The sequence below is a fragment of the Micromonospora sp. CNZ299 genome, from assembly GCF_002754415.1.
On record NZ_PEFG01000001.1, the window covers coordinates 72,724 to 97,773 of the forward strand.

At 71.5% G+C, this 25,050-nt stretch carries 27 protein-coding genes, 1 tRNA gene and 2 pseudogenes; 12 read left to right on the forward strand and 18 right to left on the reverse strand.

What is annotated here, in order from left to right; all coding sequences use genetic code 11:
* Window positions 1–60: 60 nt before the first annotated feature.
* Both CLT68_RS00375 and CLT68_RS00380 read right to left on the reverse strand, forming a co-directional pair.
* Window positions 61–1,056 (reverse strand): annotated as a pseudogene (locus CLT68_RS00375) (cobalamin biosynthesis protein); the annotation flags it as partial.
* Window positions 1,057–1,353: 297 nt separating this feature from the next.
* Entirely contained in the window at window positions 1,354–2,106 is a 753-nt protein-coding gene (locus CLT68_RS00380; RefSeq protein WP_099848035.1) for a single-stranded DNA-binding protein, read from the reverse strand.
* Window positions 2,107–2,411: 305 nt separating this feature from the next.
* On the opposite strand from CLT68_RS00380, the gene CLT68_RS00385 reads away from it, so the two are divergent.
* Window positions 2,412–2,852, forward strand: a complete 441-nt coding sequence (locus tag CLT68_RS00385) for an HPF/RaiA family ribosome-associated protein (protein WP_099848037.1) — start codon at window positions 2,412–2,414, stop codon at window positions 2,850–2,852.
* Window positions 2,853–3,016: 164 nt separating this feature from the next.
* Window positions 3,017–4,000, forward strand: a pseudogene (locus CLT68_RS00390) (alpha/beta hydrolase); the annotation flags it as partial.
* Between the two features lie 279 nt (window positions 4,001–4,279).
* Here the strand turns inward: CLT68_RS00390 and CLT68_RS00395 are convergent.
* Complete coding sequence (locus CLT68_RS00395; protein ID WP_099856659.1) at window positions 4,280–4,984, reverse strand: hypothetical protein; 705 nt, start codon at window positions 4,982–4,984, stop codon at window positions 4,280–4,282.
* A gap of 160 nt (window positions 4,985–5,144) precedes the next feature.
* Between CLT68_RS00395 and CLT68_RS00400 the strand changes: the two genes are divergently transcribed.
* Window positions 5,145–5,220, forward strand: a tRNA-Arg gene (locus tag CLT68_RS00400).
* 131 nt (window positions 5,221–5,351) lie between these two features.
* On the opposite strand, the gene CLT68_RS00405 is transcribed toward CLT68_RS00400, so the two are convergent.
* A complete protein-coding gene (locus CLT68_RS00405; RefSeq protein WP_099848041.1) occupies window positions 5,352–6,077 on the reverse strand; it encodes a dienelactone hydrolase family protein in 726 nt (241 codons plus the stop codon).
* A gap of 143 nt (window positions 6,078–6,220) precedes the next feature.
* On the opposite strand from CLT68_RS00405, the gene CLT68_RS00410 reads away from it, so the two are divergent.
* Window positions 6,221–6,601 (forward strand): VOC family protein, encoded by a 381-nt coding sequence (locus CLT68_RS00410; protein WP_143743117.1) that lies wholly within the window; start codon window positions 6,221–6,223, stop codon window positions 6,599–6,601.
* A gap of 115 nt (window positions 6,602–6,716) precedes the next feature.
* On the opposite strand, the gene CLT68_RS00415 is transcribed toward CLT68_RS00410, so the two are convergent.
* A complete protein-coding gene (locus CLT68_RS00415) occupies window positions 6,717–7,019 on the reverse strand; it encodes a MerR family transcriptional regulator (protein ID WP_099848045.1) in 303 nt (100 codons plus the stop codon).
* A gap of 653 nt (window positions 7,020–7,672) precedes the next feature.
* Between CLT68_RS00415 and CLT68_RS33600 the strand changes: the two genes are divergently transcribed.
* Window positions 7,673–7,840 carry a hypothetical protein gene (locus CLT68_RS33600; protein WP_486482042.1) on the forward strand — a complete coding sequence of 56 codons (168 nt, stop codon included), beginning with the start codon at window positions 7,673–7,675 and terminating at the stop codon, window positions 7,838–7,840.
* Between the two features lie 21 nt (window positions 7,841–7,861).
* Here the strand turns inward: CLT68_RS33600 and CLT68_RS00425 are convergent, their stop codons facing one another.
* From CLT68_RS00425 to CLT68_RS00435, 3 genes are all read right to left on the reverse strand, one after another.
* A complete protein-coding gene (locus CLT68_RS00425) occupies window positions 7,862–8,275 on the reverse strand; it encodes a nuclear transport factor 2 family protein (RefSeq protein WP_158240852.1) in 414 nt (137 codons plus the stop codon).
* An 80-nt stretch (window positions 8,276–8,355) separates the two neighbouring features.
* The gene (locus CLT68_RS00430; RefSeq protein ID WP_099848050.1) at window positions 8,356–8,829 is read right to left on the reverse strand and encodes an STAS domain-containing protein; all 474 of its coding nucleotides are present in this window, start codon (window positions 8,827–8,829) and stop codon (window positions 8,356–8,358) included.
* A 166-nt stretch (window positions 8,830–8,995) separates the two neighbouring features.
* Window positions 8,996–9,742, reverse strand: a complete 747-nt coding sequence (locus tag CLT68_RS00435; RefSeq protein ID WP_099848052.1) for a GAF and ANTAR domain-containing protein — start codon at window positions 9,740–9,742, stop codon at window positions 8,996–8,998.
* Window positions 9,743–10,185: 443 nt separating this feature from the next.
* Here CLT68_RS00435 and CLT68_RS00440 point away from each other — a divergent pair, with 443 nt between their 5' ends.
* Window positions 10,186–10,509 carry a plasmid stabilization protein gene (locus tag CLT68_RS00440; RefSeq protein WP_099856660.1) on the forward strand — a complete coding sequence of 108 codons (324 nt, stop codon included), beginning with the start codon at window positions 10,186–10,188 and terminating at the stop codon, window positions 10,507–10,509.
* A gap of 58 nt (window positions 10,510–10,567) precedes the next feature.
* Here CLT68_RS00440 and CLT68_RS00445 read toward each other — a convergent pair whose 3' ends face one another.
* The 3 genes from CLT68_RS00445 to CLT68_RS00455 all read right to left on the reverse strand — a co-directional run bounded on the left by CLT68_RS00445 (window position 10,568) and on the right by CLT68_RS00455 (window position 13,025).
* Window positions 10,568–10,975, reverse strand: a complete 408-nt coding sequence (locus tag CLT68_RS00445; protein WP_099848054.1) for a four-helix bundle copper-binding protein — start codon at window positions 10,973–10,975, stop codon at window positions 10,568–10,570.
* A 78-nt stretch (window positions 10,976–11,053) separates the two neighbouring features.
* Window positions 11,054–11,767, reverse strand: a complete 714-nt coding sequence (locus tag CLT68_RS00450) for a GAF and ANTAR domain-containing protein (RefSeq protein ID WP_099848056.1) — start codon at window positions 11,765–11,767, stop codon at window positions 11,054–11,056.
* 256 nt (window positions 11,768–12,023) lie between these two features.
* Window positions 12,024–13,025 carry a hypothetical protein gene (locus tag CLT68_RS00455; RefSeq protein ID WP_099848058.1) on the reverse strand — a complete coding sequence of 334 codons (1,002 nt, stop codon included), beginning with the start codon at window positions 13,023–13,025 and terminating at the stop codon, window positions 12,024–12,026.
* 197 nt (window positions 13,026–13,222) lie between these two features.
* Between CLT68_RS00455 and CLT68_RS00460 the strand changes: the two genes are divergently transcribed.
* From CLT68_RS00460 to CLT68_RS00480, 5 genes are all read left to right on the forward strand, one after another.
* Window positions 13,223–13,618 carry a VOC family protein gene (locus CLT68_RS00460; protein WP_088951975.1) on the forward strand — a complete coding sequence of 132 codons (396 nt, stop codon included), beginning with the start codon at window positions 13,223–13,225 and terminating at the stop codon, window positions 13,616–13,618.
* 118 nt (window positions 13,619–13,736) lie between these two features.
* The gene (locus tag CLT68_RS00465; protein WP_088949812.1) at window positions 13,737–14,915 is read left to right on the forward strand and encodes a sensor histidine kinase; all 1,179 of its coding nucleotides are present in this window, start codon (window positions 13,737–13,739) and stop codon (window positions 14,913–14,915) included.
* A gap of 22 nt (window positions 14,916–14,937) precedes the next feature.
* Window positions 14,938–16,113, forward strand: coding sequence for a hypothetical protein (locus tag CLT68_RS00470; protein WP_486482408.1), 1,176 nt, complete (start codon window positions 14,938–14,940; stop codon window positions 16,111–16,113).
* Entirely contained in the window at window positions 16,086–16,799 is a 714-nt protein-coding gene (locus CLT68_RS00475) for a response regulator transcription factor (RefSeq protein ID WP_088949813.1), read from the forward strand. Before CLT68_RS00470 ends, CLT68_RS00475 begins: the two co-directional genes overlap by 28 nt.
* Window positions 16,800–16,871: 72 nt before the next feature.
* Window positions 16,872–17,594, forward strand: coding sequence for a hypothetical protein (locus tag CLT68_RS00480; RefSeq protein WP_143743118.1), 723 nt, complete (start codon window positions 16,872–16,874; stop codon window positions 17,592–17,594).
* Here CLT68_RS00480 and CLT68_RS00485 read toward each other — a convergent pair.
* The 5 genes from CLT68_RS00485 to CLT68_RS00505 all read right to left on the reverse strand — a co-directional run bounded on the left by CLT68_RS00485 (window position 17,476) and on the right by CLT68_RS00505 (window position 22,426).
* On the reverse strand, window positions 17,476–18,456 hold the full coding sequence (locus tag CLT68_RS00485) for an AraC family transcriptional regulator (RefSeq protein WP_099848060.1): 981 nt from the start codon (window positions 18,454–18,456) through the stop codon (window positions 17,476–17,478). The two genes, CLT68_RS00480 and CLT68_RS00485, sit on opposite strands and share 119 nt — an antisense overlap.
* Before the next feature lie 4 nt (window positions 18,457–18,460).
* A complete protein-coding gene (locus CLT68_RS00490) occupies window positions 18,461–19,069 on the reverse strand; it encodes an isochorismatase family protein (protein ID WP_099848062.1) in 609 nt (202 codons plus the stop codon).
* Window positions 19,070–19,148: 79 nt separating this feature from the next.
* Window positions 19,149–19,901, reverse strand: a complete 753-nt coding sequence (locus CLT68_RS00495; protein WP_099848064.1) for a lysophospholipid acyltransferase family protein — start codon at window positions 19,899–19,901, stop codon at window positions 19,149–19,151.
* 93 nt (window positions 19,902–19,994) lie between these two features.
* Window positions 19,995–22,055 (reverse strand): glycogen debranching N-terminal domain-containing protein, encoded by a 2,061-nt coding sequence (locus tag CLT68_RS00500; protein ID WP_099848066.1) that lies wholly within the window; start codon window positions 22,053–22,055, stop codon window positions 19,995–19,997.
* Window positions 22,055–22,426, reverse strand: a complete 372-nt coding sequence (locus CLT68_RS00505; RefSeq protein ID WP_099848068.1) for an SCP2 sterol-binding domain-containing protein — start codon at window positions 22,424–22,426, stop codon at window positions 22,055–22,057. Before CLT68_RS00505 ends, CLT68_RS00500 begins: the two co-directional genes overlap by 1 nt.
* Window positions 22,427–22,621: 195 nt before the next feature.
* Here CLT68_RS00505 and CLT68_RS00510 point away from each other — a divergent pair, with 195 nt between their 5' ends.
* Window positions 22,622–23,731, forward strand: coding sequence for a winged helix DNA-binding domain-containing protein (locus tag CLT68_RS00510; protein WP_099848070.1), 1,110 nt, complete (start codon window positions 22,622–22,624; stop codon window positions 23,729–23,731).
* A 76-nt stretch (window positions 23,732–23,807) separates the two neighbouring features.
* Here CLT68_RS00510 and CLT68_RS00515 read toward each other — a convergent pair whose 3' ends face one another.
* Both CLT68_RS00515 and CLT68_RS00520 read right to left on the reverse strand, forming a co-directional pair.
* Window positions 23,808–24,224 carry a CBS domain-containing protein gene (locus CLT68_RS00515; RefSeq protein WP_088949820.1) on the reverse strand — a complete coding sequence of 139 codons (417 nt, stop codon included), beginning with the start codon at window positions 24,222–24,224 and terminating at the stop codon, window positions 23,808–23,810.
* Between the two features lie 75 nt (window positions 24,225–24,299).
* Entirely contained in the window at window positions 24,300–24,983 is a 684-nt protein-coding gene (locus tag CLT68_RS00520) for a TMEM175 family protein (protein WP_099848072.1), read from the reverse strand.
* Window positions 24,984–25,050 lie beyond the last annotated feature (67 nt).

Sequence of the window (25,050 nt, forward strand, 5' to 3'; positions counted from 1 at the left end):
CAGCCCGCGCCCGCTGACGGCGGCGACGGGCCCGAGCCCACCCGCCAAGGCGACAAGCCCACGCCCACCGGTCACGGCGGCCAACCCGCGCCGGCCCACGGCGCCGACCAGACGGCCGAGGGTCACCGGGTAGGCGGCCGCCAACCCCACGGCCGCCAGCCCGACAGCGCCGGAGATCCGGGCGGCACGCTTCAGGTGCCGCGCCTCGGGACGGGGGCCGTCGCCGAGGAACGGCCGCACGTCGGAGCGCCCGAAGTAGACGTTGCGGCCACCGAGGCGGACGCCGAGCGCGCCGGCCATGGCCGCCTCGCACTGGCCGGCGTTGGGGCTCGGGTGGTCGTTGCGGTCACGCCGCCACACCTGCCAGGCCCGTTGCCGATCCCCGTGGGCGACGGGCGCGACAGCGATGGTGAGCAGCCCGGTCAGCCGGGACGGCACCAGGTTGAGTACGTCGTCCAGCCGCGCGGCCGGAGTGCCGAACCGTGCGTAGCGCGCCGACCGGTGCCCGACCATCGCGTCGAGGGTGTTCGCCGCGCGGTAGCCCAGCAGCCCGGGCAGACCGGCGACCGCGCCCCAGACCAGTGGGGCGACGACCGCGTCGGACGTGTTCTCGGCGACCGATTCGACAGTGGCGCGGGCCAGCTCGGACTCGCCCAGCGTCGACGGGTCCCGTCCGCAGAGGTGACCGAGACGTTGACGGGCTGCGGGAAGGTCACCGGCGCGCAGCGTCCGACCCATGACTGTGGCCTCGTGCCGCAGCGTGCGGCCGCCCAGCACGGTCCACGTGCTGGCGGCCACGAGCACCGCCCGGGTCACCGGCCGGTGCCGGGTGGCCGCCGTGGCGACGGCCCCGAGCAGCACCGGCCCGCCCACGGCCAGCGCGGTGAACGCCACACCCGCCGTACGGTCCGGCCGGTAGAGGCGGCGCTCCAACGCTCCGGCGGCCTGACCGAAGCCGGCCACCGGATGCCACCGGCGCGGGTCACCGAGCAGCCTGTCGAGCGCGTACCCGGCCAGCAGCCCCACCGCGTTCGCCACCGGCGCTGTCCGTCGCACCCGCACCACCTCCGGCCGGCCAGCCTAGACGAGCAACCCGTGAACCGGCCCGGCCCACGGTGCTTCACCAGTGAAGGACGTTTCGTGGCGCGCCAGGCGGGCCGGTCCTTCAGTTGTTGTCACGCGGGGTGACGACGCTGATCGCATCGCCACCCCGCCCCCGTCGTGCCGTTACGTCCGGTGCGGTGCTGCCGGAACGGCGACCGACCAGCCGCCAAAGAGGCGGTGACGAGCGGCGTGGCGCCCGACCGGCACGGGATCGTCAGGCGCCCGGCCCGCGAGGGCCGAACCGATGGGTCATGCCGGCTGCGGGACCCGACCCCGGCCACGCCGCCCCCGACCGGACTGCGCGGGCTCCGGCTGACCCTCGTCCGGCACCGGCTCCAGCTCGTCCAGGTCGGCGTTGTCCTCGTCCTCCTCGGGCGGGAGGGGCAGCTCGTCGTCGAGGTCGGGCAGGACGTCGACCGGCCCGATTCGCCCGCCGCTCGGGACGAGATCACCATCCACCGGGCCGTCGGCGAACGGGCTGGTGCGCAGCGCGGCGTAGTCGGGCAGCTCGAAGTCATCTTCCAGCGAGCGGTCGTCGGGCAGCACGGGCGCCTGCCCGGCCGGGACCGGCTCGGTGGGCTCGCCGTGCACGCGGCTCTCGGCCTCCGCGTCCTCCACCGTGCTGGTCGTGACACTGGGCCGGTTACGCAGGAACCGGGCCCGCCCTCGGGACAGGTCGTGGCCGACGGCGACCGCCTCCAACTCGTAGAGGGTGCGGTGGTTGCCGGCGTCGTCGGTCCAGTCGCGGGTGTAGAGCCGCCCGCAGACCACCACCGGATCGCCGACCATGACCGATGCCGCCACGCCCTCGGCGAGCTTGCGCCAGCAGTTGACGCGGACGCGCAAAGAGTTGCCGTCGACCCACCGGCCGCTGTCGCGGTCGAGCCGTCGGGCGGTCGAGGCGACCTTGAAGTTGGCCACCAGGGTGTTGCTCTGGGTGGTACGCCGCCACTCGGGCGTTGTCAGCACATTGCCGACGATTGTCACGTAGGTGTCGAACATCGTCCCTCCAGGGGGATTGGGGCCTGCCAACGCGAGTCGACTCGACAACGAGCCTCTGCGCTGAGGGCGGCCATCACCAGCGCCCCACCGGCGACCTGTGGACAACGAAGCCACCTGTGGACAACGCCCTGATCACGCCCTGATGTGGTACGCCCGACCCGCCCGACTCGACGTCGGCGGTTTCCGGGGCTGCCCGAACTGGGTATGCACTTGATCAACGCACCACCGACAGCTCCACGTCGACGAGAGGTCAGCGCCATGATGATCACCGAAATCGGCTCCGCAAACGTCTCCGAGGCGCAGCGATGAGCGCCGTGGCGAACCCGGCCACCGTTGCGGAGTGCCTGCGGGTGGGTGCCGGGTTCTCGCAGGGCGACCGCAACTGGATCGCCGAGCAGTTCGCCACCCTCGACGCCCGGTTGGCCAGCTTCCACGCCGACGCCACCGAGCTCGAGGTGTCGGTGAAGGACCGGGAGGCCCGCGGCCAGAAGGTCACCCTGGAGTGCTGGATCGCCGGCCGACAGAAGATCGTCACCACCTCCGCCGAGGAGGACCTGCACGCCGCGCTCAACGACGTCCGCGACGACCTGCGCCGCCGGCTCAACGACGCCAAGACCCGCCAGGAGCCCCGGCACAACAAGCACCTGCGCGACGTCCCGCAGCCGCAGAGTGAGCTGGACCCCGCCGACGGCCAGGAGCAACTGCCCGCCGCCGACCCGAGCCGCGCCGACGCGGAAACGGTCTGACCCACGCCTCGTCCCCGCGATCCTGCACCTTCGGGGCCGCGCACGCAGCTCGCAGAGGCTGCGCCGCGGCAACAGGAGCAGGATCGCGGGGGCAGGCCAGGATCGCGAGGGCCAGCCAGAGCGCGGGCTACCGCTGGGTAGGTTCGCGGCGTAGCGTCGCGTTCGTGGAACCGGACGTGTTGGGGCCGCCGTACGAGCGGCAGACGATCAACCTGGGCACCGACGACGAGGGACCGGTCGTCGCGACTCTGGTCCGGCGGCGCGCCGAGCGCCCCAGCGGGCGGGCCGTCCTCTACGTGCACGGCTTCGTCGACTACTTCTTCCAGACCCATCTGGCCGACTTCTTCGCCGAACGAGGCTGGGACTTCTACGCGCTCGACCTGCGCAAATACGGGCGCAGTCTGCTCCCGGGCCAGACCCCGAACTTCTGCCGCGACATCAGCGACTACTTCCCCGAGCTGGACGCCGCCGCCGAGATCATCCGCTCCGACGACGGGCACGACACCCTGCTGGCGATGGGCCACTCCACCGGCGGCCTGATCCTCTCGCTCTGGGCGGACGCCCGCCGCGACACAGGCACCGTCGACGGCCTGGTGCTCAACAGCCCGTTCTTCGACCTGAACGCCCCCTGGGCGGTGCGCCGACCCCTCGCGGCCGCCGTCTCCCGCCTGGGCCGCAGGGCGCCGCACCGCATCCTGCCGTTCGGGCTGGGCACGGTGTACGGCGAGAGCATCCACTCCGACCACCGCGGCGAGTGGACCTATGACCTGGCGTGGAAGCCGCTGGCCGGGTTCCCGGTCCGGGCCGGCTGGCTGAACGCGATCCGCACCGGTCAACGTCGGCTGCGCGCCGGCCTGGACATCCAGGTGCCGGTGCTGCTGGCCTGCTCGACCCGCTCCTTCCGGGGCACCAGGTGGCACGACAACGCGACCCTGGCCGACGCCGTGCTGGACGTCGAGCACATGGTCCGGTACGCGCCCCGCCTCGGCCGGCACGTCACCCTGGCCCGCTTCGACGGCGGGCTGCACGACCTCACGCTCTCCGGCCCGGCCGTCCGCAAGAAGGTCTTCGACGAGGTGGGCCGCTGGGCCGAAGCGTTCCTCGCCGCCGGCCCCACCGCCCCGGCCGATCCGGTCACCACCGATCCCGGGTCGAACGACGTGGCGCCGGCCGCCCCGGCTACCGCCGACCCCGCACCGGCCGACCCTGCGGCAGGCGGCGGGCCAAAGAGCGTCGAGACCTCCACCGACACCGACTCGACCACCAGCGAGGTCGGGCTACCGGAGAGCCGACGGTCCACGGCCGACACGGCAGGTGCGGTGCCGGCCGGCGGCTGACCAGCCGGGAGGGCGACGCGAGGCACGGGTGACGTCAGTGGGCGTGGCTCAGAGGCTGCGCCGGGCGTGGCTCAGACGGTGCTGCGTGGCTCAGATGTCGCCCGGCGTCGCCGGAAGGACGGCTCGGATCCGGTCGAAGGTCGCCACCGGGTGCTCGCCGACGCCGGGCAGCACCAGGCCCAGGCAGTACGGCGACAGCTCCCCGCTGGAGTCGGGCTGGACGACGAAGACCGGCGCGCCGACGTACCCCTGCGGCAGCTCCGTGGTGATCCGCACGGCGTCCCCGTCGCGGACCACCCGCTCGATCGCGACCTCCAGCGGACGCGACCCGTCTTCGCGTACCCCATGGGCCAGCACGAAAGCGGAACCGGCGTCGGCGCCGAGGCGGGCGACCACCTCGGGCCCGGCGGCGATCCCCGCAGGGACCGGCTGGACGCGCCACCGCCAGCCGCCGTCACCGGCCAACCGGTGCAGGCCCGCGGTCGGCAGCACCGCGACCCCGTCACCCGGAAAACGGGCCCAGCCGGGCACGATGTCGACCTCGGACACGGCGGCCGGGGCGACGCCGGCCGGCTCGGTGACGCTCGTCCGCAGCCCCAGCTCACCACCCGGCGTGCCGACCAGGTCGGCCGCCGTCAGCAGCGACTCCCCGACCGGGTCGTCGCCGCCCTGGAAGAAGAACGCGGTGCCGTGGTGCTGGTCGTCGTCCGACGACCGGTACGGAAGGATGGCGCGACCGACAACCTGGCACAGCTCGTAGGCGACGTCGCTCTCGGCGTCGGAATCCAGCAACACCAGCCAAAGGTACGGTCCGGGACCAGGTCGGTCCGCGGGAACCCGGATGCCCACCAGGCGGCTGACATGAGACCCTGCTCGACAACGTGGACGCGGGCACCCTTTTCGCCGCCGGGCAGCAGGACGGCGGTACCCTCTGGGCGCGACATCCACGTCACGCGCGCCCGTAGCTCAGCGGATAGAGCAGGGGACTTCTAATCCCAAGGCCGCAGGTTCGAATCCTGCCGGGCGCACCACCGTCGTCCCAGGTCAGCGACCTGTCTTTCCCGGTCGAGTCGATCACAACGGCCCCCGTACGGCCATTCATTCAGCCGGCGGCGGTCGATCGGCCTTGTTCGTGGCCCGGAATCGCGGTTGCCGACCCAGATCACTGCGTTAAGGGCAGGCACTCGGCGAGCAGGTCGACGACGTCGCGCCAGGCTCGCTGCGCGTGTCGTGGGTGGTAGCCGACGCCGGGGACCGTGGGGTGGTCGACCGGCGGGTGGTGGAAGGCGTGCAAGGCGCCGCCGTAGACCACGAGGCGCCAGTCGACGCCCGCGGCCTGCATCTCGGCGGTGAACGCGTCCCGTTGCGCGGGCGGCATGATGGGGTCTTCCGACCCGACCCCGGCCCACACCGGGCAGTGAATGCGCGCCGCCTCGCCCGGTCGGCCCGTGATCAGTCCGTTGACTGTCCCGATCGCGCGCAGGTTGACGCCGTCGCGCCCAAGTTCCAGCCCGATGGCGCCCCCGGTGCCGTAGCCGACGGCGGCGATCCGGTCGGGGTCGGTCCGCGGTTCGGCGCGCAACACGTCGAGCGCCGCGTGGCCGATGCCCCGCATCCGGTCGGGGTCGGCGAGCAGCGGCATGCAACGGGCCAGCATCTCCTCGGGGTCGCCCAAATAGCGCCCGCCGTGAAGATCGAAGGCCAGCGCCACGTACCCCAGCTCAGCCAGGGTGTCGGCTCGGCGGCGCTCGACGTCGCTGAGCCCCGTGCCCTCTGGTCCGAGCAGCACCGCGGGCCGGCGGTCGACACCGGCCGGGAGCGCGAGGTGCCCGACCATCGTCAAACCGTCGGCCGGATACTCGACCGTACGCGTTGTAACCGTCCTCATGAGACCGGACTGTAGCGACCGTCGAGCCAGGTCGGACCGGTCTTCGCCGCTGGCAGAACAATGCTGTGCCTGGCAACTGCCGCGGGCAGGCCAGCATCGCTCCGGCGTCAGCTCCGCTGCGCTGATAGCGTCGGGATGTGTCGATGTTCCGCACTCCTCAGGTGATCCTCTTCTCTGAGGACGTTCTGCGCGCGGCCGAGTTCTACGCCGGTCTCGGCTTCGCCGAGACCTTCCGGGTGCCAGTCGAGGGCGAGCCGATCCACATCGATCTGGTGCTCGACGACTGCAAGATCGGCATCGCCTCGGTGGCCTCCACGCGCGACGATCACGGGCTCGACCCGGTACCCCAGGGCCAGCGGGCCGCGGTGATCCTCTGGACCGACGACACCGCCGCCGCGTACGCCGCACTCACGGCGAGCGGCACCCCCGCACTGGCCGCACCGCACCGGTGGCTCGATCGCCTGCTGATCGCGTGGACGGCCGACCCGGACGGCAACCCGATCCAGATCGTCCAGCAGCTCTGAGCTGGGCGGCACCGGACCGAGACCCTTCCGCAGACGACGAACGGTCCCTGCCCTGGTGGGAGGGACCGTGTGCGGTCGGCGTCACCTGTGCGGAAGGCCGCAGCGTGGGGTGTGTTCAGCCCTGCTGGTAGCGCTCGTTGCGTCGAAGGGCCTCTTCGAGCTGGTCCTCAAGAATGATGATCCGGCAGGCCGAGGCGATGTCGGTGCCCTGGTCGCACATCTCCCGGGCTCGTGCGGCAAGGCGGAGCTGGTAGCGGGAGTAACGGCGGTGCCCGCCGCTGGAGCGCTGCGGGTCGAAAAGTTTGGCGTCACCGAGCCGACGGAGGAAGTCCTGCGAGCAGCCGATGATCTCGGCGGCGCGGCCCATGGTGTACGCCGGGTAGTCCTCGTCGTCGAGCATGTCGTCGGATTGGGTCATGAAACCTCCATCACGAGGGCCCCGGTGCTCGAAAGCACCGGGGCCCAAGGGTTGTGGGTCAGGAACACCATCTGCCGACAGAACGTCGGCTTGTCTTGTCCGCACCGGCCGTCAATGACGGCATCGGGTGCGAGGATCGCGTATGCGTGACCGGAGACCACCTTTCGTTCGATGGATACTGCGGTGTCCGCGCCCAGCCCATGTCCACGGGTGGCAGCGGGCGATCCAACGGTGTTACGCCCTCCCTTGCCTCTGATTTCCTCTGTCGTTCCTCTTGCTGTCCGTCGGTGTCCGAGCCCCACGCGACTTCATGGCCCTGACACGTGCGACGAACCCTGCTTGCCTCGGGTGAAGCCCTGAACGAGCCTCAGCCTCACCCGCAACTTCTGAGTGGGCCCACGAACTTCCTGGCCCAACTCCTTCGTCCTCGTGCGGGACGGTTACGTCAGCGTCTTTACTTGCTCCGTCTTCGACTTGAGAAACGTTAGCCGACAGCCGCAAGAAAATCTAGCTCTTCGCGCAGAGATTTTCTCTGCCGACGTGAGCAGTCCCGTCGACCGTGCAGCTGAGAACGCCGCCGGCAGGCGCTGCGCGGCCGACAGAAACACCCGGCGGGTGTCTACGGGCCGGCTGGCCTATGGCGTTAATAGGGCGTGACGTTCGAGGAGTACGCGTTCGCTCGCACATCGGCGCTGATCCGGCTCGCCCGACTGCTGACCGATGACGAGCACCTAGCCGAGGACCTGGTTCAGGAGGACGGCCTGGTGGTCCTCGGCGGGTACCAGCCGACCGGCGACCTGGGCCGCCCGGACACCTGGTGACACCACTGCGGTCGTGGATTGTCACCCGAACAGGTTGGCTGGCGGCAGAAGTCGCCCTTCCTTGGCGTGGGAGTAGTCGCGGGCCTCGGTCACCAGGCCCGCGTCGTCGAAGCGCAACAGGGTGCAGCCGGAGATGGTGAACGGCCGGTCGTTCGGGTAGGTGACCGCCCAGTATTCGACGCTCGCCGTGTCGCCGTCGACCTGCGGGTCGCCAAACCAGACCTCGGCCGGGCGGGTCTCCTCGTCGAAGCACTCCCGCAGGTAGGCGCGGAGCCCCACACGCCCCCGGTACGGGCGGAACATCGACGCCCAGTGATCGCCGTCCTCGGCTTGCAGCCCGGCGATGCCGTCGACGTCCTTGGCGGGCCATCCGTGCGCCCACACGGTCGCCCACCGCCTGGCCGCGTCGCGTACCTCCACGCTCGTCCCCCTCACGACAGTGCTTGCGCTCCTTCTACCAGCGACCTCCGACATGTCGTGCGGGCAGTGCGTCCGGTCGCACGGATGGACGGTTCTCAGCCGCGTTCGCCGTCGAGGAGCAGAGGCTCCACGCCGGTGATCCGCAACACGCGCAGGGTGACTCCGCTGGCGCCTCGGACCAAGAAGCGAGACCCGACCTGTTCCGCCCGGTCGCGCGCCAGCAGGAGGACGTGCACACCCGCGGCGCTGAAGAACCCGACGCCGCTCAGGTCGCAACAGACCTCGGGATGGCTGTCGACCGCGTTGAACAGTGCCGTCGCCAAGCGCGGCGCGGTGTCCATGTCGACATAACCCACCGGGGCGACGACCATCCGGTCGGCGGAAATGGTCGCGGACAGGTCGGTGGGCTCAGTGAAGCGAGCCACGTGGAACGACAGCTCGGAGGACTCCACCTCAGGGAAGCCAACCGCCTGGCGGATGGCGAGCGTCGCTGGTGTGACCAGCCCTTGGCTGACTGCCAGCGGGGACCGATCGAAGTGGGTCTGGAGGAGCCAGGAACGCTCAATCATAGGGGCTCGCGCCTCCTGTCGAGATTCGTAACAGGAAGGGCGCGTGTCTTGACCCGAACCCAACGGTAATAGGAACGGCCGCCGACCGCCAGTCAACTCGTACGCTGTTGCCGAGTTCAGCCGGCAGCACGCTGGCGGGCCGCCTCAGCGTTCCGTAGCCGAGCGCTCACGGCAGGTGCCCTGCGTCACCGCGATCCCGTTTGAGGCTCGACGGCCGGGCGGCCCTTTCGACCAGCGCGGCGGCGACGTCCCGCAGTTTGCGGTTGGAGTCCTGGGAGACCTTCGCGAGGACGGCGAACGCCTCGTCCGGGGTGCAGCGACGTTCGCCCATGATGATGCCCTTCGCCTGCTCGATGACCGCTCGACTCTGCATGGCCGACTGCATCTGCGCGGCCAGGGTGGCGGTGGTGTCGTACAGGTGGGCGTTGGCGAGGGCGACGGCGGCGTACCCGGCGAACGTCTGCGCGAGGGTGACCGCGTCGTCGTCGAAGGCGCCCGGTTTGACCCCGTAGATGTTCAGTGCCCCGAGCACGGTCTCCTGGATCGGGAACCCGATCGACAGTGAGCTGAGCGCTCCGCCCTGCACGGCTTGGGCCGCCCACCGCGGCCAACGAACCTCTTCGGACATGTCCGGGACGGACACGACGGCGGCCTCTCTCGCCGCCTCCAGACACGGGCCCTGCTCATACTCGTACTGCAGTTCGTCGAGTCGTAACGCCATCTCGCCGCTGAACGCGGCGGTGTGCGCCCCCTCCTGCTTCAGCAACGTCACCGATACCTCTTCCGCGCCGGGAATCGTTCGGCGTGCCAGCTCGGAGACCTGGCTCAACACTCCGGACAGATCGGTCTCGCCGAATTTGATCTGGCCGAGTTCAGAGATCGCCGCATTGGGATCAATGGGCTGCTGTGCCATGACGTCAAAGGTCCTCGTGCCCGGGGCGCGTACCAGTTGCAGGAAGGCGACGGCAGCGCGCGTGGTGATGGCGCACCGCGAACACGGGGCGCCGCACAGGCTCGCCAACCGAGCCCGGCGCCCGCTGCTGGACGCTGACTGGCCGACGCACAGGCGTCGGCTGCGGCAACAACTATACGACGCCGCTCGGAGCGGTTCCGAACGTGCAGCCGGATCGGGTCCAGCGCGCGGGCCGGGACGGCCGGCGCTGTTCCGTCGCGCCGACAACGTGCCGGGCGATCGTCGGGCACGCGCGTTAGCGGCACTCGTTTGACCTCTGTGGTGACTGGGCATGATGGCCCAGAAGCGTGAGCGCGACGCCCCGGCCTGGGATGTCTCGATCGCACCTCGGACTGTGCGAGCCGGGTCTCGACCTCACCCGACAGCGGCTGCGGGAGGCACCGATGCCAGCAGGATCAAGCCCCAAGAGGGAGCGGCAGTACGAGCACATCAAGGAGAGCGCGCAGGAGCGGGGCGCCTCCGCCGGCCGGGCCAAGGAGATCGCGGCCCGCACGGTGAACAAGGAACGGGCCCGCTCGGGTGAGGCGCGCACGTCGAGCCGGTCGTCGCGCAACGACGTGTCGTCCGGGCACCGCGGCGGTAAGCGCTCCCACAGCGGCGCGAAGGGTCGCACCAAGGACCAGCTCTACAACGAGGCGAAGCAGCGTGGCATCAAGGGGCGCTCGTCGATGTCGAAGGCGGAGCTGGAGCGCGCCCTGTCGAAGTAGCAAGGCTTCCGCGTGAGCGGTGCCGACGCACCTCGGCGCCCGGCACCGCCCGCGGCGGTCAGCTCATCGTGGCCAGCAGGTCCCGACAGGCCCGCTCGCAGGCCCGGCAGGCGTCCGCACAGATCCGGCAGTGCTCGTGCATGTCGGCGTGCCGGGCACACTCGTCACCGCACGACTTGCACGCCGTGGCGCACGCCTCCAGGAGGCTCCGGCTGAGGTTCGCGTCGTAGCCGGTGTGCCGGGACAGCACCCGGGCCGTGGTGGTGCAGATGTCCGCGCAGTCCAGGTCTGTCCGGATGCACTTGGTCAGGTCGGCGACCATGTCCTCGCTGAGGCAGGCGTCAGCGCACGCCGTACACGCCTGGGCGCAGTCGTTGAGGGCGTCGATCGCCGCCGCAAGCTTCGCCCGGTCCAGGTTGATCGACTTCGGGTACGTCTCGAGCATGGGCATCGTGGTGCTCGGCATCGGGGAATCCTCTCGTCGGCTTCCCTCGGCCCTACCCGAAGTCTCGCCCCGCACACGTCCCGGGCAGGCAGGATGCCCTCAGGCCCCGGATGGCTTGGCGGCCCGGTCGACCAGAGCCTGGGCCACGTCACGGACCTTGCGGTTGGAGTCCTGTGAGACCTTCGACAGGACCGCGAACGCCTCGGTGGGGCCGCAGCGCCGCTCGGCCATGATGATGCCCTTGGCCTGCTCGATGACCGCCCGGTTGGCCATCGCCTCGCGCATCTGCCGGGCGAGGTTCGCGGTGCTGTCGTAGAGCTGGGCGTTGGACAGGGCAACCGCGCCGTACGCGGCGAACGTCTCCAGCACCGTCACTGTGTCGTCGTCGAAGGCCTCGGGCGTGTGCGCGTAGACGTTGAGCGCTCCGACGACAGCCTCCTGGATCGGCAGGCCGATCGACACCGAACTGCCCAGGCCCTGCTTCCGCCCGCGGTCTGCCCACTCGGGCCACCGGTCCTCGGTGGAGAGATCGGGGACGGACAGGACGTCGCCGCTGGCAGCGGCGTCCAGGCACGGGCCCCGGCCCTGGGCGTACTGCCGCTCGTCCATCTCCCGGGCCACCTCGCTGGTGAAGGCAGCCGTATGCCCGACCCCACCACGGATCAACGTGACCGACACCTCCACCGGCATGGGCAGGACGCGTTTCGCGAGCTCGGCGACCCGTTGAAGGACCTCGTCGAGGTCGACTTCGGAGAGCTTGATGCTCCCGAGTTCGGCGAACGCGTTGGCAGGGTCCGACGGCAGGCGGGGCATGGGCACCAGATCCTCGGGGCCGGCGCGCCTGTCGGGCAGCGGAGCAGTCGAGCGCGCGGATGGCAGCACGCCGTGGCGGGCTGCTGCACAGACCCGCCCTGGCGGCTCCGGGACCCACGCCAATATCTTGACGCCGGCTCGCCCCGCCCCATTCAGGGGCACGGGCTACAGAGTTTTCACCCTACTCCCCTGCCGTGGGACGTGCCGCGACGACGTTTTGCCAGGACGAGAGCGGCTCGCGAAGCGCTGAGCGGGCTCAGACTGGCCCCAGCAGGGCGGCCAGCGCTTCGTCGCCCTGACCGAGCTGCGCTCCACCCGTTGGTGGCGCGACCAGGAAGCGTCGGCAGCCGTCGAGTTCCACGTACCGGTCGGGGCCGGCGGCGCCGTCCAGCGGGCGCAGCACCGCGAAACGCGACGCCGGGCTCTTACAGTCGGCCACCGCCCGCCGGTTGGCCAGACCACGGAGCACGCCCGCCTGGCGCTCGGCCGGCAGCGGCCCGCCGTACACGAAATCGCCCGCGGGCTTGCCGCCACCCTGTTGCGACGTGGGCACCTGGTAGACGCAGAGGCGCAGCGGCCCGGCGGCCAGAGACGTGGCCGGCGCGGGCGGCCCGGGCCGTCCGTTGCTGGTCTCCACCCACACCATGTCCGCCCACCGTTGCGCGCATCCGGCGGCCTCGGCCGCCGGGGATTCGACCTGTCCGACGGTACGGGTGTCCACAGTGGTCCAGGACAGCCCGGCGAGCGCGTCGCTCACCTCGGCGCGCGGCCTGCCGCAGACATTCGTCGGCAGGTACGGCCGCAGCCAGCGCCCTCGATCGTCGAGCAGCGCCAACCAGGGTGGGATGACCATGTCGGCGGTGCAGGCGATCTCCCCGTCGGCCTGCTCGTTGGGCAGGCGCAGTGCGGCGAGCAGCGGTGCGATCTGCTCGGCGCGTCGCTCCGTGGCGGTCTGCTCCTGGCCTCCGTTGACGCCCGGCCGGATCTCCCGCCCGCAGAGCACGGCGGCGACCGGGGTGAACGCGGAGTCGATGCGCCCGATCTTCGGCTCGGGCACGGTCGGTGTCGGTGTCGGCGTGTTCGGTACCGACAACACCGCACCGGCCTGTGGTGCCGCTGCGCGGCAGGAGGCCCACGAGTCGACGATCTGAGCCGGGCCGGGCTCCTCGGCCACGCCCGGCCCGGTGGTCGTGCCACCGCAGCCACCCAGCGCCATGCCGAGCAGTGCGAACGCCAGTACGGTCCGGGACGAGCGCATCCGGCTCACCACCTCTCCACCCGAGGATGGGACGGCCCACTGCCGCATCCGGTTCCCGCCAGGGCACCTGACGAACGCGAGTGGTTCACGCGCGAGCCGCGACACGCGCCCCTGCGACGGCGCGCTGCGGCGTGATCCGAGCGACCGGCGGGGACGCCGCCAACCGGGTGCGACGTGCCCGGCGGCATGATGACCGGATGGCACATCTGGGACTCGTCGCGCTGGTGGTCAGGGAGTACGACGAGGCGATCGACTTCTACGTCGGCGACCTCGGTTTCGAGTTGGTGGAGGACACTGCCCGACCCGACGGTTCGCGATGGGTGGTGGTCCGCCCGGCGGGCGCCCGGGAGACGGCGTTGCTGCTGGCCAGGGCGAGCACCGACGAGCAGCGCGCCCGGATCGGCGACCAGACCGGCGGCCGGGTCGGGTTGTTCCTGTACACCGAGGACTTCGCCAGGGACCACGCCCGGATGGTGGCCGCCGGGGTGCGTTTCCTGGAGGAACCACGCCACGAGGCGTACGGCTCTGTCGCGGTCTTCGCCGATCTCTACGGCAACCGCTGGGACCTGCTCCAACCCCGCAGCGCAGAGTGACACATTAGCGACACTCTGCGCACAACGGGTCAACGTTCGACACCAGCCATGCTATTGTCCGATGTCGATCTCTACCGCACGGACCCGGACCGGGTCGTTGTCGGAAGGACACTTCCCGATGCCGGCCGTTGCCACCCCGCCCGTGCCGCCGCCCACGCTGGACAATCCGGCCGGCGGCGCATTCGGCCTCATCTTCACCACACTGCCGGCGCTGCTGCGGCTGACCTGCGGGTTGGTCGGCGCGTCGGTGGCCCTGTCGGTGCAGACCCCGCCGGTCGAGCCAGCCGTGTTGCTGCCCGGCGTCGCCGCGCTGACCGGCTGGTCGCTCTGGTACGCGCACCGCGCGTTGCGCCACGGGATCACACCGAGCCTGGTCGCCGGTGACGTCGCGGTCACCGCGGTGGCCTGCCTGCTCATCCCCGTCATGGTGGCACCCGGGGTCCTGCCCGGTGAGGGCAGTTGGATCGCGGTGCTGGCCAGCACCACGGTGATCAACACCCAGGCCACCGCGCCGGCGCGCTGGTCCATCCCGGCCGGCCTGCTCGTCGTCGCCACCTATGTGACAGGCGCGCAGGCCGCCGGCAATCCCACCGAGGCTCGGGCACACGCGGCCACCCTGTTGGTGCAGACCGCCTGCACGGCGATGATGACGGCGGTGATGCGTCGACGGCTCGGCCGTGCGGACCGCGCCTTCGTCGAGCATCAACGGTTGACCCGGGAGGCGTTGGTCGCGCGAACCGCCCGCGAGGCGGAACGTCAGCAGAATCGCGACCTGCACGACACGGTGCTCGGCACCTTGACCATGGTCGGGCTGGGCGCGGTGTCCGGGCCCTCGACCGCCTTCCGCGACCGGTGTGCCGCCGACCTGCGTACTCTCGTCGCGCACACCGACGTCGGCCCGGTGGCCGGTGACGGCCCGGTGCCGCTGGACGGGCGGTTGCGGTTGGTGGCGGCCCGCCTGCCCGAGCTTCCGGCGCACCTTGACCTGGAGTCGTGTGCGGTCCCGTCCGGGGTTGCCGACGCCATCGGCGAGAGCACCTACGCGGCGATGTCCAACGTGGTCCGTCACGCGCCGGGCGCGCGGGCCACGCTGCGGCTGAAACGGGACGCGATCGGCGTCGTGGTCGAGGTAGTCGACGACGGCCCCGGCTTCGACCCGGCCACCGTCCCACCCCACCGGTACGGGTTACGCGAGTCCATCGGCGGCCGGATGGCGGCGGTCGGCGGTCGGGCCGACGTGCACTCGGCACCCGGCACCGGCACCCGGATCCGACTGGAGTGGCCTGGTGTCGGCTGACCTCGGCGCGCCAGCGCACACCATCGGCGCACCGCAGGCACCGGACCGGACCAGCGTGCCGGCCCCCCGGGAGCCGGTCTCCGCCGACGGGCTCGCCGCGCCGGCGGCCGTCGCGCAGGCCTCCGACCGTGGTGCGCGGATCGCCGCCGTCGCCATCGCGCTGGCCTGGCACGTCGCGATCGGGCTGCCGGCGGTGTGGGCCGCCCGCGCGGAGTTCGCCGCGCCGGTGGTGGTGCTCGGCGCGTGGGCGCTGGTCGCGGTGACCGGCGCGGTGGCCGGGATACGGCTGCTGCGTGGCTCACCGCTGCCGCCGTGGCCGTTGGCCGCGCTGCTGCTCGCCGTCGACGCGGCCGTCTTCGCAGCGGTCGGCGAGCGGCAGTTGTTCGCCGCCGCCAACTGGGTGTGGGGCACGCTCGGCTGGTTCTTCGTGCTGGCCCTGTGGGGTCGGCGGGTCGTGGGGCTGATCGCGCTGCTGACCACGCACGCGTTGATCGCGCTGGTCGCCGTGCTCGGGCACGGTCCCGACCCGGTCGACGTGGCCCGCTACGTGATGTACGTCTACGGCACGTTCTCGCTGCCGGTGGCGGTGTTCGTGGGCAGCGCGACGATCGTCTCGCTGGCGCGGGAACGCGCCGCCGCCTCGGCCGCCGGCCATACTATGGCGGCGGAGCGCGACGCGGCGGAGCGTGGCCTCCGCGACCGTCGGGACCGGCTCGCCCTGGTCAGCTCGGCGGCCGGGCGGGTGCTCGGGGAGTTGGCCGCCGGTCAGGCCGACCCCAACGACCCGGAGGTGCAGCGCCGCAGCGTGCTGGCCGCCGCCCGGCTGCGCCGCCTGATCGCCGAGTCGGACGACGTGCCCGACCCACTGCTGCACGAGTTGCGGGCCGCCGCCGACCTGGCGGAACGCAACGGCCTACCGATCGACCTGGTCACCATCGGGACCCCGCCACCGCTGCCGGTGGAGATCCGACGCCGGCTGGCCGACCCGCTCACCGGCACCCTCGCCGACGCCGAGGGCTGGGCCCGGCTGACAGTGGTCTCCGGCCCGGACGAGGTGGTGGTCAGCCTGGTCACGCCGGACCGGGAGGGGCCGGAGGCGACCGGCCCGCCACCCGGGGAGTACGACGACGGGCAGGTGCAGCACCTCTACGAACGGGACGGGAACATCAGATGGGCGCAGACCCGGTGGCAGCGATGACCGGCGAACGGCCGATCGGTGTGGCGATCGTCGACGACCATCCCGTCGTGGTCGAGGGGGTTCGCGCCTGGCTCGCCACCGAGCCGCGGCTGACCGTGCTGGCCACCGGCGACGACCCGGACGAGGTGCTGCGGGTGGCGCCGGACGCCGACGTCGTCCTGCTCGACCTGAGGCTGCACGGGCGGATGGCGTTGGACAAGTTGGCCGAGCTGAGCACCGCCGGGCGTCGGGTGGTGGTCTATTCGGAGCACACCGACCCGCAGACCATGCTCGCCGCGCTGGACGCCGGGGCGGTGGCGTTCCTGGCCAAGCACGAGGGGCGGGAGCACTGCGTGGCGACCGTGCTGGCCGCCGCGAGCGACCGCCCGTACGTGCCGCCGGCGCTGGCCGGAGCCATGGTCGGCGACCCGCGACCGGACCGGCCGATGCTGTCCGACAAGGAACGTGAGGCGCTGCTGCTCTGGTTCCAGTCGATGTCCAAGGCGTCGGTGGCACGCCGGATGCGGATCAGCGAGCACACGGTGAAGCAGTACGTCGACCGTGCTCGGATCAAGTACACCCGGGCGGGGCGGCCGGCCGCCACAAAGGCGGCATTACTCGCCCGCGCGATCGAGGACGGCCTCGTCCGCCCGGAGGAGATCGGCATCTACCGGTCACACGCGGCGCACGACCGGCCGACCCCCTAACAGGCGTCATGACAGCGGCCGGCCGATCCGACAGGCTTCACCACACAGCCAGCTGATCGGGAGGTCGTGACGATGCACGCCGACGCGTCCCCCTTTTTCATCGGTCCGCACCGGTTCGACGCCCCGGACGACGAAGCGGGGCCGACCCTGGATCGCCGTTACAACCTGCGTCCGGTGCATGGTGAACGGGTCCTCGCCCGCCACCGTCTGCTGGTCGCGGGCTACCTGCTCGGGCCGAGCGAGACACGGCGCCGTTGGCAGCTACCCGAGCCCGTCGCGGTGACCGTCACCGACCAGCGGATCTGCTGGGTGGGCAGCGGCTCTCATCTGTCGCTGGTCGCTGACGACCTGCCCCGGGCGCGGCCATCCGCGCGGATGAACGGCCTGATGAGTGGGCAGATCCGGTGGCAGTGGCCGTCCCGGTTGGAGCTGCCGGTCGCCGAGGAGGACGAGCCGTCCCAGCTGTTGATCGTCTGCGACGCGTTGCGCACCATTCAACAACCGGCGTTGGCCCTCGGCGGCCCGGCGGGAGAGGTCGTGGCGTTGGCCCGGCAGGTCCGCCGGGCGGTCGCCATGTTCCGGCTCACCCGACCCGAGCTGGTCGACCTGTCGGCTCAGGAGCGCGACGTGCTGCTGTTGCGGGCCGGCCCCGCCCTGCTCGCCGGGGCCACCCGGGTCACGCTGCCCGGCTCATTGCCGGTGGAGTTCCACTCCCGGGACGACTACTACCGCTCGGGGCCGGAGCCGAGCTCGTGGCGCGGGCTCGCAGGCGGCGCAGCATCCGGGCATCGCTGAAGCCGACGGTCCGCGCGGCGGCTTCCACTGTCGTGCCGTGGCCGATCAGGTGCTCGGCACGTTCCACCCGCAGCACCTGCTGGTAGCCGAGCGGGGTGAGCCCGGTGGCCGCCCGGAACAGCCGGGTCAGCGTCCGTTCCGCAAGGCCACCGGCAGCCGCCAGCTCGGCCAGTGGCAGCGTCTCGGCGTACCGGCTGTCGATCAGATCCTGCACCCGGTGCACCGAGTCGGACAGGTGGGAGCGGTGCCGCATCATCGCGCTGGCCTGCTGCTCGTGCCCGTTGCGGCGGGCGTAGACGACCAGCGTGCGGGCGATCTTCGCGGCGGTCGACGGGCCATGCCGGGTGGCCACCAGGTGCAGCGCCACGTCGATGCCACTGGCGATGCCGGCCGAGGTGACCACCCGGTCGTCGACCACGTACAGCACGTCGCGGATGACCTGGGCTGCCGGGTGCCGGCGGGCCAGGTCGTCCTGCACCTCGTGGTGGGTGGTGCAACGTCGACCGTCGAGCAGCCCGGCCCGCCCGAGGGCGTACGCCCCGGCGCAGATGCTGGCCACCGTGCCACCGGCGCGATGGTGCTCGGCCAGCCGCCGCAGGTCGCCTGGCGACACCGGCCCTTGCGGCCCGTGCGCCGCAGGCCGCCAACCGGGCACGATGACCAGGTCGTCCGGGGCCAGCTCGGGCCACCGGGTGTCGGCGACCAGGGGTACGCCCTGCACGGTGGTCACCTGCTCCCGCTCGGCGACGTAGTGCAGCCGGTAATCGAGACCGAGGTCGGCGGCGCTGGAGAAGACCTGGGCCGGCCCGGCGAGGTCCAGCAGGTGCAGCTGCGGGACCAGCAGGAAGACGACCCGGGTCATCGCGTCAGCTCCGGGTGCCGGCGAGGGCCGCGCCGGTCACCTCGTCCACCGTGCGGATGGTCGCGAAGCGGCCAGCCAGCGCGTACTCGGTGCGGGTGACGATCTCCTCGTTGGTGAGGGTGCGCGGGTCGGCCAGGATCTCCGCCACCGTGGCGGTCTCCGGCAGGTCCCGGTGTGGGATGGGGAAGGTCAGCGTGGCGTCGGTGACGAACGTCATCCGGTAGCCGAGGTCGGAGCCGACCCGGGCGGTGGTCTCCACGCACTGCTCCGTGCGGATGCCGCAGACGGTGATGTCCTGGATGCCCACCTGGGTGAGCACCTGCTGGAGGTTCGTGGTGGTGAACGCGTTGTGCGCGGTCTTGACCAGCGTCGGCTCACCCTCGGCCGGGACCAGCCCGTCGATCAGCCGCACGTGCCCGAGGGCGGGGTCGAACAACCCACCGGTGCCCGGCTCGGAGTGCAGGACCCAGACCACCTGGTCGCCGCGCTCGCGGGCCGCGGCGACCAGTCGTTCGACCTGGCGCACCAGGTCGGGGTTGGAGCCGTACGCCCAGATCGGGCGCTGACGGAAGGACTCCTGGACGTCGATCACGACGAGTGCTGCTCTGCTCATGCTCCGATCCTGACCGGATGAGGACCGCGCCGGCAGACACCATCACGCCCGGGTGCGGAACGATCCGGCCACGTCGGCGTCAGGCGCTGGGGGTGCGCTGCTCGGCGGCGGCGTCCAGAACGGCGGCCTCCTCCGGCGTGGGCGCGCTGCCGCCCAGGTGCGCGGGCAGCCACCAGGTGTCGTCCGGGCCGGCCGGGGCGTCCGGGTAGTCCCTCTGGGCCCGGTCGACCAGCGCGCTGAGCCGGGTGGTCAGCTCCTCGGCCAGCACGTTCGGGTCCGGGAAGTCCGCCGGGTTGATCGGCTCGCCGACCAGGATGGTGATCGGGGTGTGCCGGCGGGTCAGCGTGCGCGGGCGGCCCTTGGTCCAGAGCCGTTGGGTGCCCCACACCGCGACCGGCAGCACCGGCACCTTCGCCGAGCGGGCCATCCGGACCGTGCCGCTCTTGAGCTCCTTCACGGTGAACGACCGGCTGATCGTCCCCTCGGGGAACACGCCGACGACCTCGCCACGCTTGAGCGCGTCCACAGCGGCCCGGAACGAGGCAGCGCCGGCCTGCCGGTCCACCGGAATGTGCTTCATCCCGCGCATCAACGGGCCGCCGATCCGGTCCGCGAAGACCGACTGCTTGGCCATGAACCGGACCAGCCGCCCCGAGGGGTTCGCGCCCAGGCCGGCGAAGATGAAGTCGAGGTAGCTCACGTGGTTGCTGGCCAGCACCGCCCCGCCGGTGCGGGGTACGTGGTGGGCGCCCTCGATGGTGATCTTCAGGTCGAGAAGGCGGAACGCCGTCTTGGCGGCGGCGATAATGGGCGGGTACACGAGCTCCGGCATCCGCAGAATCTACCCTGCCAGCCTGTGGTTCGGCTGGGTGGCGACCGGCGGCGACGCGGGTTGCGCGCCGCCGCCGGTTCGTCGGTCGATCGCTCAGTCGGCGAGCTTGTCCAGGTCCAGCCGGCCCCGGGCGAACGCGTCCACCCGACCCCAGCGACCCGGGATGTCCAGCACCTCGATCCGCCCCATGCCCACCGGCAGCCGTGGCTCGACAGTCAGGTGACCCTCGTGCGGCTCCAGACCGAGCATGGTCCGCAGCAGCAGCAGCGGGGTGCCGGTCGACCAGGCCTGCGGGCTGCACGCCGTCGGATACTCCACCGGGAACTTGGTCAGCTCCCGGGGATAGCCGCCGAACGCCTCCGGCAACCGGCCGTCGAAGTACGTGGCCGCGTCCAGGATGCCGTTGGCGATGGTGGCGGCCTCCTCGGCAAACCCGTACCGGCGCAGACCCCAGGCGATGAAGGAGTTGTCGAACGGCCAGATCGTGCCGTTGTGGTAGCCGATCGGGTTGTACCGGGCCTCCCCCTCGGCGAGGGTGCGCACTCCCCAGCCGGAGAAGAGCCGCGGCCCCACCAGGTGGGCGGCCAGCTTCTCCGCCCGCTCGGGTTCGACGATCCCGCTCCACAGCAGGTGGCCGATGTTCGAGCTGAGGATGTCGCACTGGCGACCGTTTGGGTCCAGGGCCAGGGCGTAGAACTCGCCGTCGTCCACCCACCAGTCCCGGTTGAACCGCTCCTTCAGGGCTGCCGCCTCCCGCTCCAACTGGTCGGCGAACTCCGGGTCATCCCAGAACTCGCGGGCCATCCGGGCCCCGCGGACCTTCGCGTCGTACGCGTACCCCTGCACCTCGCAGGTGGCCCGCGGGAACGGCGGCAGGGTGCCGTCGCGGTAGGAGATCGAGTCCCAGGAGTCCTTCCAGCACTGGTTCTCCAGGCCGGTGTCGGTGTTGCGCCGCTCGTACCAGATGTAGCCGCTGCCGACCAGGTCGGCGTAGTTGTCGATCCACTTCAGCGCCGCCCGGGACTCCCGCTCCAACTCCTTGACCAGCGCGACGTCCCCGGTCCACCGCTCGTACTCGTCGAGCAGCACGACGAACAGCGGTGTCGCGTCCACCGAGCCGTAGTACGGCGAGTGGGGTTGCTCCTCGAAGGCCGCGGTCTCGCCGTAGCGCATCTCGTGCAGGATGCGCCCCGGGTCCTCGTCCCGGAAGTCGTCGAACCGGCTGCCCTGCAGGGAGGCCAGGATGCGCAGCGTCGTCTTCGACAACTGCGGGGTGAACGGCAGCGTCTGGAGGCAGGTGAGGATGCTGTCCCGGCCGAACATGGTCATGAACCAGGGCAGGCCGGCGGCCGGCAGGGTGGCGCCGCCCAGCGACAGCGGCGAGAAGCGCAGCGCCGCCAGGTCGATCAGGCTGCGCCGGTACGTGGCGGCCACCCGGCCGTGCTCGCTGTTGACCTTCGGGGCGTCGGCGATCCACTGCTCCAGGTCGTGCTGGAGGGCGAGCCGCTCGTTGCCGTGCACGCGCAACCCGAAACGCAGGTCCCGGCCGCCCGGACCGACGGCGTGCGTCTGGACGTCGATCGAGGCTTCCCACTGCTCGTTGGGCTCCAGGTGCACCGTGTACACGAAGCCCTTGCTGTCGTAGCGGGGAGACATCGACGAGGAGATGACCGTCTCGCGTTGGAAGTTGCCCCTTCGGTATCCCAACCGCAGCCGGTCCGACTCGACCTCGGTGAAGATCTCGCCCTTCTTGTTCACGATCTCGTCCTTGACCTGGAACAGGTCGGCGAAGTCCGACGCCGCGTCCATTCGGACTTCCAGGTCGACCGGCTTCTCGTCGTGGTTGAGGATGGTGAGCTGCTCGCAGAAGCTGCCACCCACCGCGCGCTCGCGGATGATCGACAACTTCGCGTCCACGTAGTGCGTGGCCATCCCCGGGACGAGGAAGAACCGCGACTCGAAGTACTGGAGGTCGTCGAAGGAGAGCGAGTTCAGCCGCTCGCCGTTGACGGTCAGCACCCAGGTCGACAGGAACCGGGTGTCGATGGAGAACAGCCCGGTCGGCTCGCTCGGTGTCGCCTCGATGTCACCGGTGTCCTCGCAGACGACGAACGTGTTGCCGTCCAGGATCCGGATCGTGTTGCTCTGCCCCATCAGTCCGCCTCCCCCACGAAACGCCGACGAGGTCCACGGGCGTCCGGGGAACCCGGGAAGATCCGCTCCACCTGTACGACGAGACGAGCGTCCCCGGACACCGTCATGTCCCCGCGCAACAGCGCGGCCAGGCCGTGTTCGCGGCCCGAGGCGATGTCGTCGAAGAGCACCGGGCTCGTCCCGATGACCGTGTCGGCCTCCTGGTCCTCCTGACTCACGTCCAGCCGGCCGTGGTCGATCCTCAGCAGCCAGTGCCGGGTCTGCGCCCCCTCGTGCAGGTCGATACGCACTGTCCCGGAGGTCTTGGCCAGCAGGGGTTCGTACCCCCGCCGGTCCAGGTCCTCGAAGAACCTCGTGGTCGCGTCCACCATCGGGTCCACTCCTCCCAGTTGCCGGGCCCGGGGTCCCACCCACCGCGCTCGCGTCGCGCGGCCGGCCGGCGTTGCACGTCCCCGCACGGGTCCCCGCCGGTTCCCCGGTCAACCTCGCCCGGATCGGGTGAGCCGCCGGGCGGTGTCGGACCAGCGCGGTAGCGTCCCCGACGGGACGTGCGGGACGGGAGGCACATGAGCGGGCAGACACCACCACAGATCGACCGGCGGCAGGTGCTCGCCTACCGGGCGGCGGCCCAGCAGCTCGACCGCTCCGGCGGCCCTCGTCCGGGCGACCTGGCCGTTCTGGCTCTCGGCGTGCAGGACACGCCCTACGGCACCGCCCGGCAGGCACTGGCGGCGCGCGGCGCGACCGGGCCGGACGACCGCCTGGAGCTGGTCTGGTCGATGCGCGGCGCCCCGCACCTGCACCGCAGGGCCGAGTTGCCGGCGCTGGCCGCGGCGATCTGGCCGCTCAGTGACGCCGACGCCACCCGCCGCATCCCCGGCCAGATCGGCGCGGGTGCACGGCTCGGGCTGGCTGCCTTCCGGGCCACCGCCGAGGCGTTCCAGTCGGTGGTCACCACCGAGTTGGAGCGCGGCGTGGTGAGCCGTGCCGTCTCCGACCGGGTGCCCAGCGAGCTGACCTACGACTGCCGGGTGTGCCAGGCCCGGCACATCTCCGGTGCGGTCTTTCAACAGGCCGGGCTCGCCGGTGGGGTGCGCCTCGTGGTGTCCGGCCGCGCCGCCCGGCTCGCCCCACTGCACGAGCGCACCGACCCGCCCACCGCCGCCGCGCACACCGCCGAGCTGGTCACGACATACCTGCGGCTGCTCGGCCCGGCCACCCCGGCCGACGCCGCCGGCTTCCTCGGCTCCTCGGCGACGGAGCTGCGTCGGGTCTGGCCGACGGGCCTGGTCGAGGTGCGGGTCGACGGGCGACCCGCCTGGCTGCCGGCAGACGCGGTCGAGGCGCTGACCAACGCGCCGCCGCCCCGGCTGGTGCGGCTGCTGCCGCCGGGCGATCCGTTCCTCGCCGGTCGCGATCGTGACCTGCTGGTGCCCGAACGCGAGCACCAGAAGCAACTGTGGCGAGCCATCGGCAATCCGGGTGCGCTGCTGGTAGACGAGGAGGTGACCGGCACCTGGCGGGCACGGCAGGCCGGAAAGAAGCGACTGGAGCTGACCGTCACCCCGTGGTCCCCGCTGTCCGCCCGGGTCCGACGCGACGTCGACGCCGAGGCCGCGACGGTGGCCGCCGCTCGTGGGGTCACCGACGTGCGGCTCCAGTTCGACCAGTCCTGATCCCTCGATCTGGCCCCCGACACCGCAGCGCCGGCCCTCCCCCGAGGGAGAGAGCCGGCGCGCCCGCGGCGGACGGTCAGTTGTTTGGATCGTCAGCGCTGATGTCCGCGAGCACCGACTGCGGTTCACGCTCGACCGCGAGGTCACCCATCGAGATCAGGCCGACAAGACGCCCGTCGTCGATCACCGGGAGCCGGCGTACGGCGTACGTACGCATCAGGTCAGCGGCGGCCACCACGTCGTCGTACTGGCTCACCGTGATCACGTCGCGGGTGGTGATCTGGTTGAGCTGCGTCGAGCCCGGGTCCATGTTCTCCGCGACACCTCGGACCGTGATGTCCCGGTCCGTGACGATGCCGACCACGCTGTCGCCGTCGGTCACCACCACATCGCCAATCGCGCTGTCACGCATCTCCTGCGCGGCGGCGATGAGCGTGTCGTTGCCGTCCATCGTCACCAACCGGGTCGTCATGAACTCTCCGACCGTTGTCATGGTGCTCCCCTCTCGGTGTCGGCACGGCCCGTCTACCCGCCGCCCCGGACGGGGTAACGCCGACGGCTCGCCGGGCTATCCGTGGGGGTGCCGCAAACGCCGCAGTTCGTAGAATCCACTGCTGGTCACTGTGTAGAACATCGGCAGCAGAAGGAAGATCACCAGCGCGAACAGCGGGCTGGCCAGGTATCCGACGAGAATCGCCAGCGCGTACGCAAGCAGGCCGACTGCGGCCCGTGCCCGTTCGGTCGGGAAGAACCGCCGCGAGACGGCCTGATCCAGCAGGTCGTGGTGTCGGGCGAGGTAGTGGTACAGACCCAGCCAGCTCGCCGAGACCAGCACGCCGACCAGGCCGTAGAGGGCCACGCCGGCCCGCTGGTCCGCCTCGTCGCCCTCCCGCATCGCCTGTGAGACGACCGAGGTGGCGAACGGCAGCAGCGCGGTGCTGAACAGCACGCCGAGGTTGTACCACTGCAGGGCCTTTCCGCTGCTTCCCACCCGGTTGAAGGCGGCTCGGTGGTTCAGCCACCCCACCGCCACGTACACGTACGACGTGACATAGGCGAGGTACGCCGGCCACTGCTCGACCAGCGCGTGCAGCAACTGACCGCGGCCGACCCGAGGTGGCTGAAGGTCCAGCACGAGCAAGGTGATGATGATGGCGAAGACACCGTCGCTGAACGACAGCAGACGGGAGGTTTCCCGTCTCAGGGTCGGGCCACCGGGGCGGGTCCCGTCGCTGGCCTGGTCGGCGCCCATCCCGTACCCCCCTTTCGCAGCTGGCCCGCGACGGCGGAGCAGGCACGGGAGGGCGGTATACCCCGCG

Bases quoted from the DNA above. Each gene is read 5' to 3' on its own strand.
- CLT68_RS00380 (WP_099848035.1), bottom strand. From the start codon at position 2,106: ATGTTCGACACCTACGTGACAATCGTCGGCAATGTGCTGACAACGCCC.
- CLT68_RS00385 (WP_099848037.1), top strand. From the start codon at position 2,412: ATGAGCGCCGTGGCGAACCCGGCCACCGTTGCGGAGTGCCTGCGGGTG.
- CLT68_RS00405 (WP_099848041.1), bottom strand. From the start codon at position 6,077: ATGAGGACGGTTACAACGCGTACGGTCGAGTATCCGGCCGACGGTTTG.
- CLT68_RS00410 (WP_143743117.1), top strand. From the start codon at position 6,221: ATGTTCCGCACTCCTCAGGTGATCCTCTTCTCTGAGGACGTTCTGCGC.
- CLT68_RS00415 (WP_099848045.1), bottom strand. From the start codon at position 7,019: ATGACCCAATCCGACGACATGCTCGACGACGAGGACTACCCGGCGTAC.
- CLT68_RS00430 (WP_099848050.1), bottom strand. From the start codon at position 8,829: ATGATTGAGCGTTCCTGGCTCCTCCAGACCCACTTCGATCGGTCCCCG.
- CLT68_RS00435 (WP_099848052.1), bottom strand. From the start codon at position 9,742: ATGGCACAGCAGCCCATTGATCCCAATGCGGCGATCTCTGAACTCGGC.
- CLT68_RS00440 (WP_099856660.1), top strand. From the start codon at position 10,186: ATGCCAGCAGGATCAAGCCCCAAGAGGGAGCGGCAGTACGAGCACATC.
- CLT68_RS00445 (WP_099848054.1), bottom strand. From the start codon at position 10,975: ATGCCGAGCACCACGATGCCCATGCTCGAGACGTACCCGAAGTCGATC.
- CLT68_RS00450 (WP_099848056.1), bottom strand. From the start codon at position 11,767: ATGCCCCGCCTGCCGTCGGACCCTGCCAACGCGTTCGCCGAACTCGGG.
- CLT68_RS00455 (WP_099848058.1), bottom strand. From the start codon at position 13,025: ATGCGCTCGTCCCGGACCGTACTGGCGTTCGCACTGCTCGGCATGGCG.
- CLT68_RS00460 (WP_088951975.1), top strand. From the start codon at position 13,223: ATGGCACATCTGGGACTCGTCGCGCTGGTGGTCAGGGAGTACGACGAG.
- CLT68_RS00465 (WP_088949812.1), top strand. From the start codon at position 13,737: ATGCCGGCCGTTGCCACCCCGCCCGTGCCGCCGCCCACGCTGGACAAT.
- CLT68_RS00475 (WP_088949813.1), top strand. From the start codon at position 16,086: ATGGGCGCAGACCCGGTGGCAGCGATGACCGGCGAACGGCCGATCGGT.
- CLT68_RS00480 (WP_143743118.1), top strand. From the start codon at position 16,872: ATGCACGCCGACGCGTCCCCCTTTTTCATCGGTCCGCACCGGTTCGAC.
- CLT68_RS00485 (WP_099848060.1), bottom strand. From the start codon at position 18,456: ATGACCCGGGTCGTCTTCCTGCTGGTCCCGCAGCTGCACCTGCTGGAC.
- CLT68_RS00490 (WP_099848062.1), bottom strand. From the start codon at position 19,069: ATGAGCAGAGCAGCACTCGTCGTGATCGACGTCCAGGAGTCCTTCCGT.
- CLT68_RS00495 (WP_099848064.1), bottom strand. From the start codon at position 19,901: ATGCCGGAGCTCGTGTACCCGCCCATTATCGCCGCCGCCAAGACGGCG.
- CLT68_RS00500 (WP_099848066.1), bottom strand. From the start codon at position 22,055: ATGGGGCAGAGCAACACGATCCGGATCCTGGACGGCAACACGTTCGTC.
- CLT68_RS00505 (WP_099848068.1), bottom strand. From the start codon at position 22,426: ATGGTGGACGCGACCACGAGGTTCTTCGAGGACCTGGACCGGCGGGGG.
- CLT68_RS00510 (WP_099848070.1), top strand. From the start codon at position 22,622: ATGAGCGGGCAGACACCACCACAGATCGACCGGCGGCAGGTGCTCGCC.
- CLT68_RS00515 (WP_088949820.1), bottom strand. From the start codon at position 24,224: ATGACAACGGTCGGAGAGTTCATGACGACCCGGTTGGTGACGATGGAC.
- CLT68_RS00520 (WP_099848072.1), bottom strand. From the start codon at position 24,983: ATGGGCGCCGACCAGGCCAGCGACGGGACCCGCCCCGGTGGCCCGACC.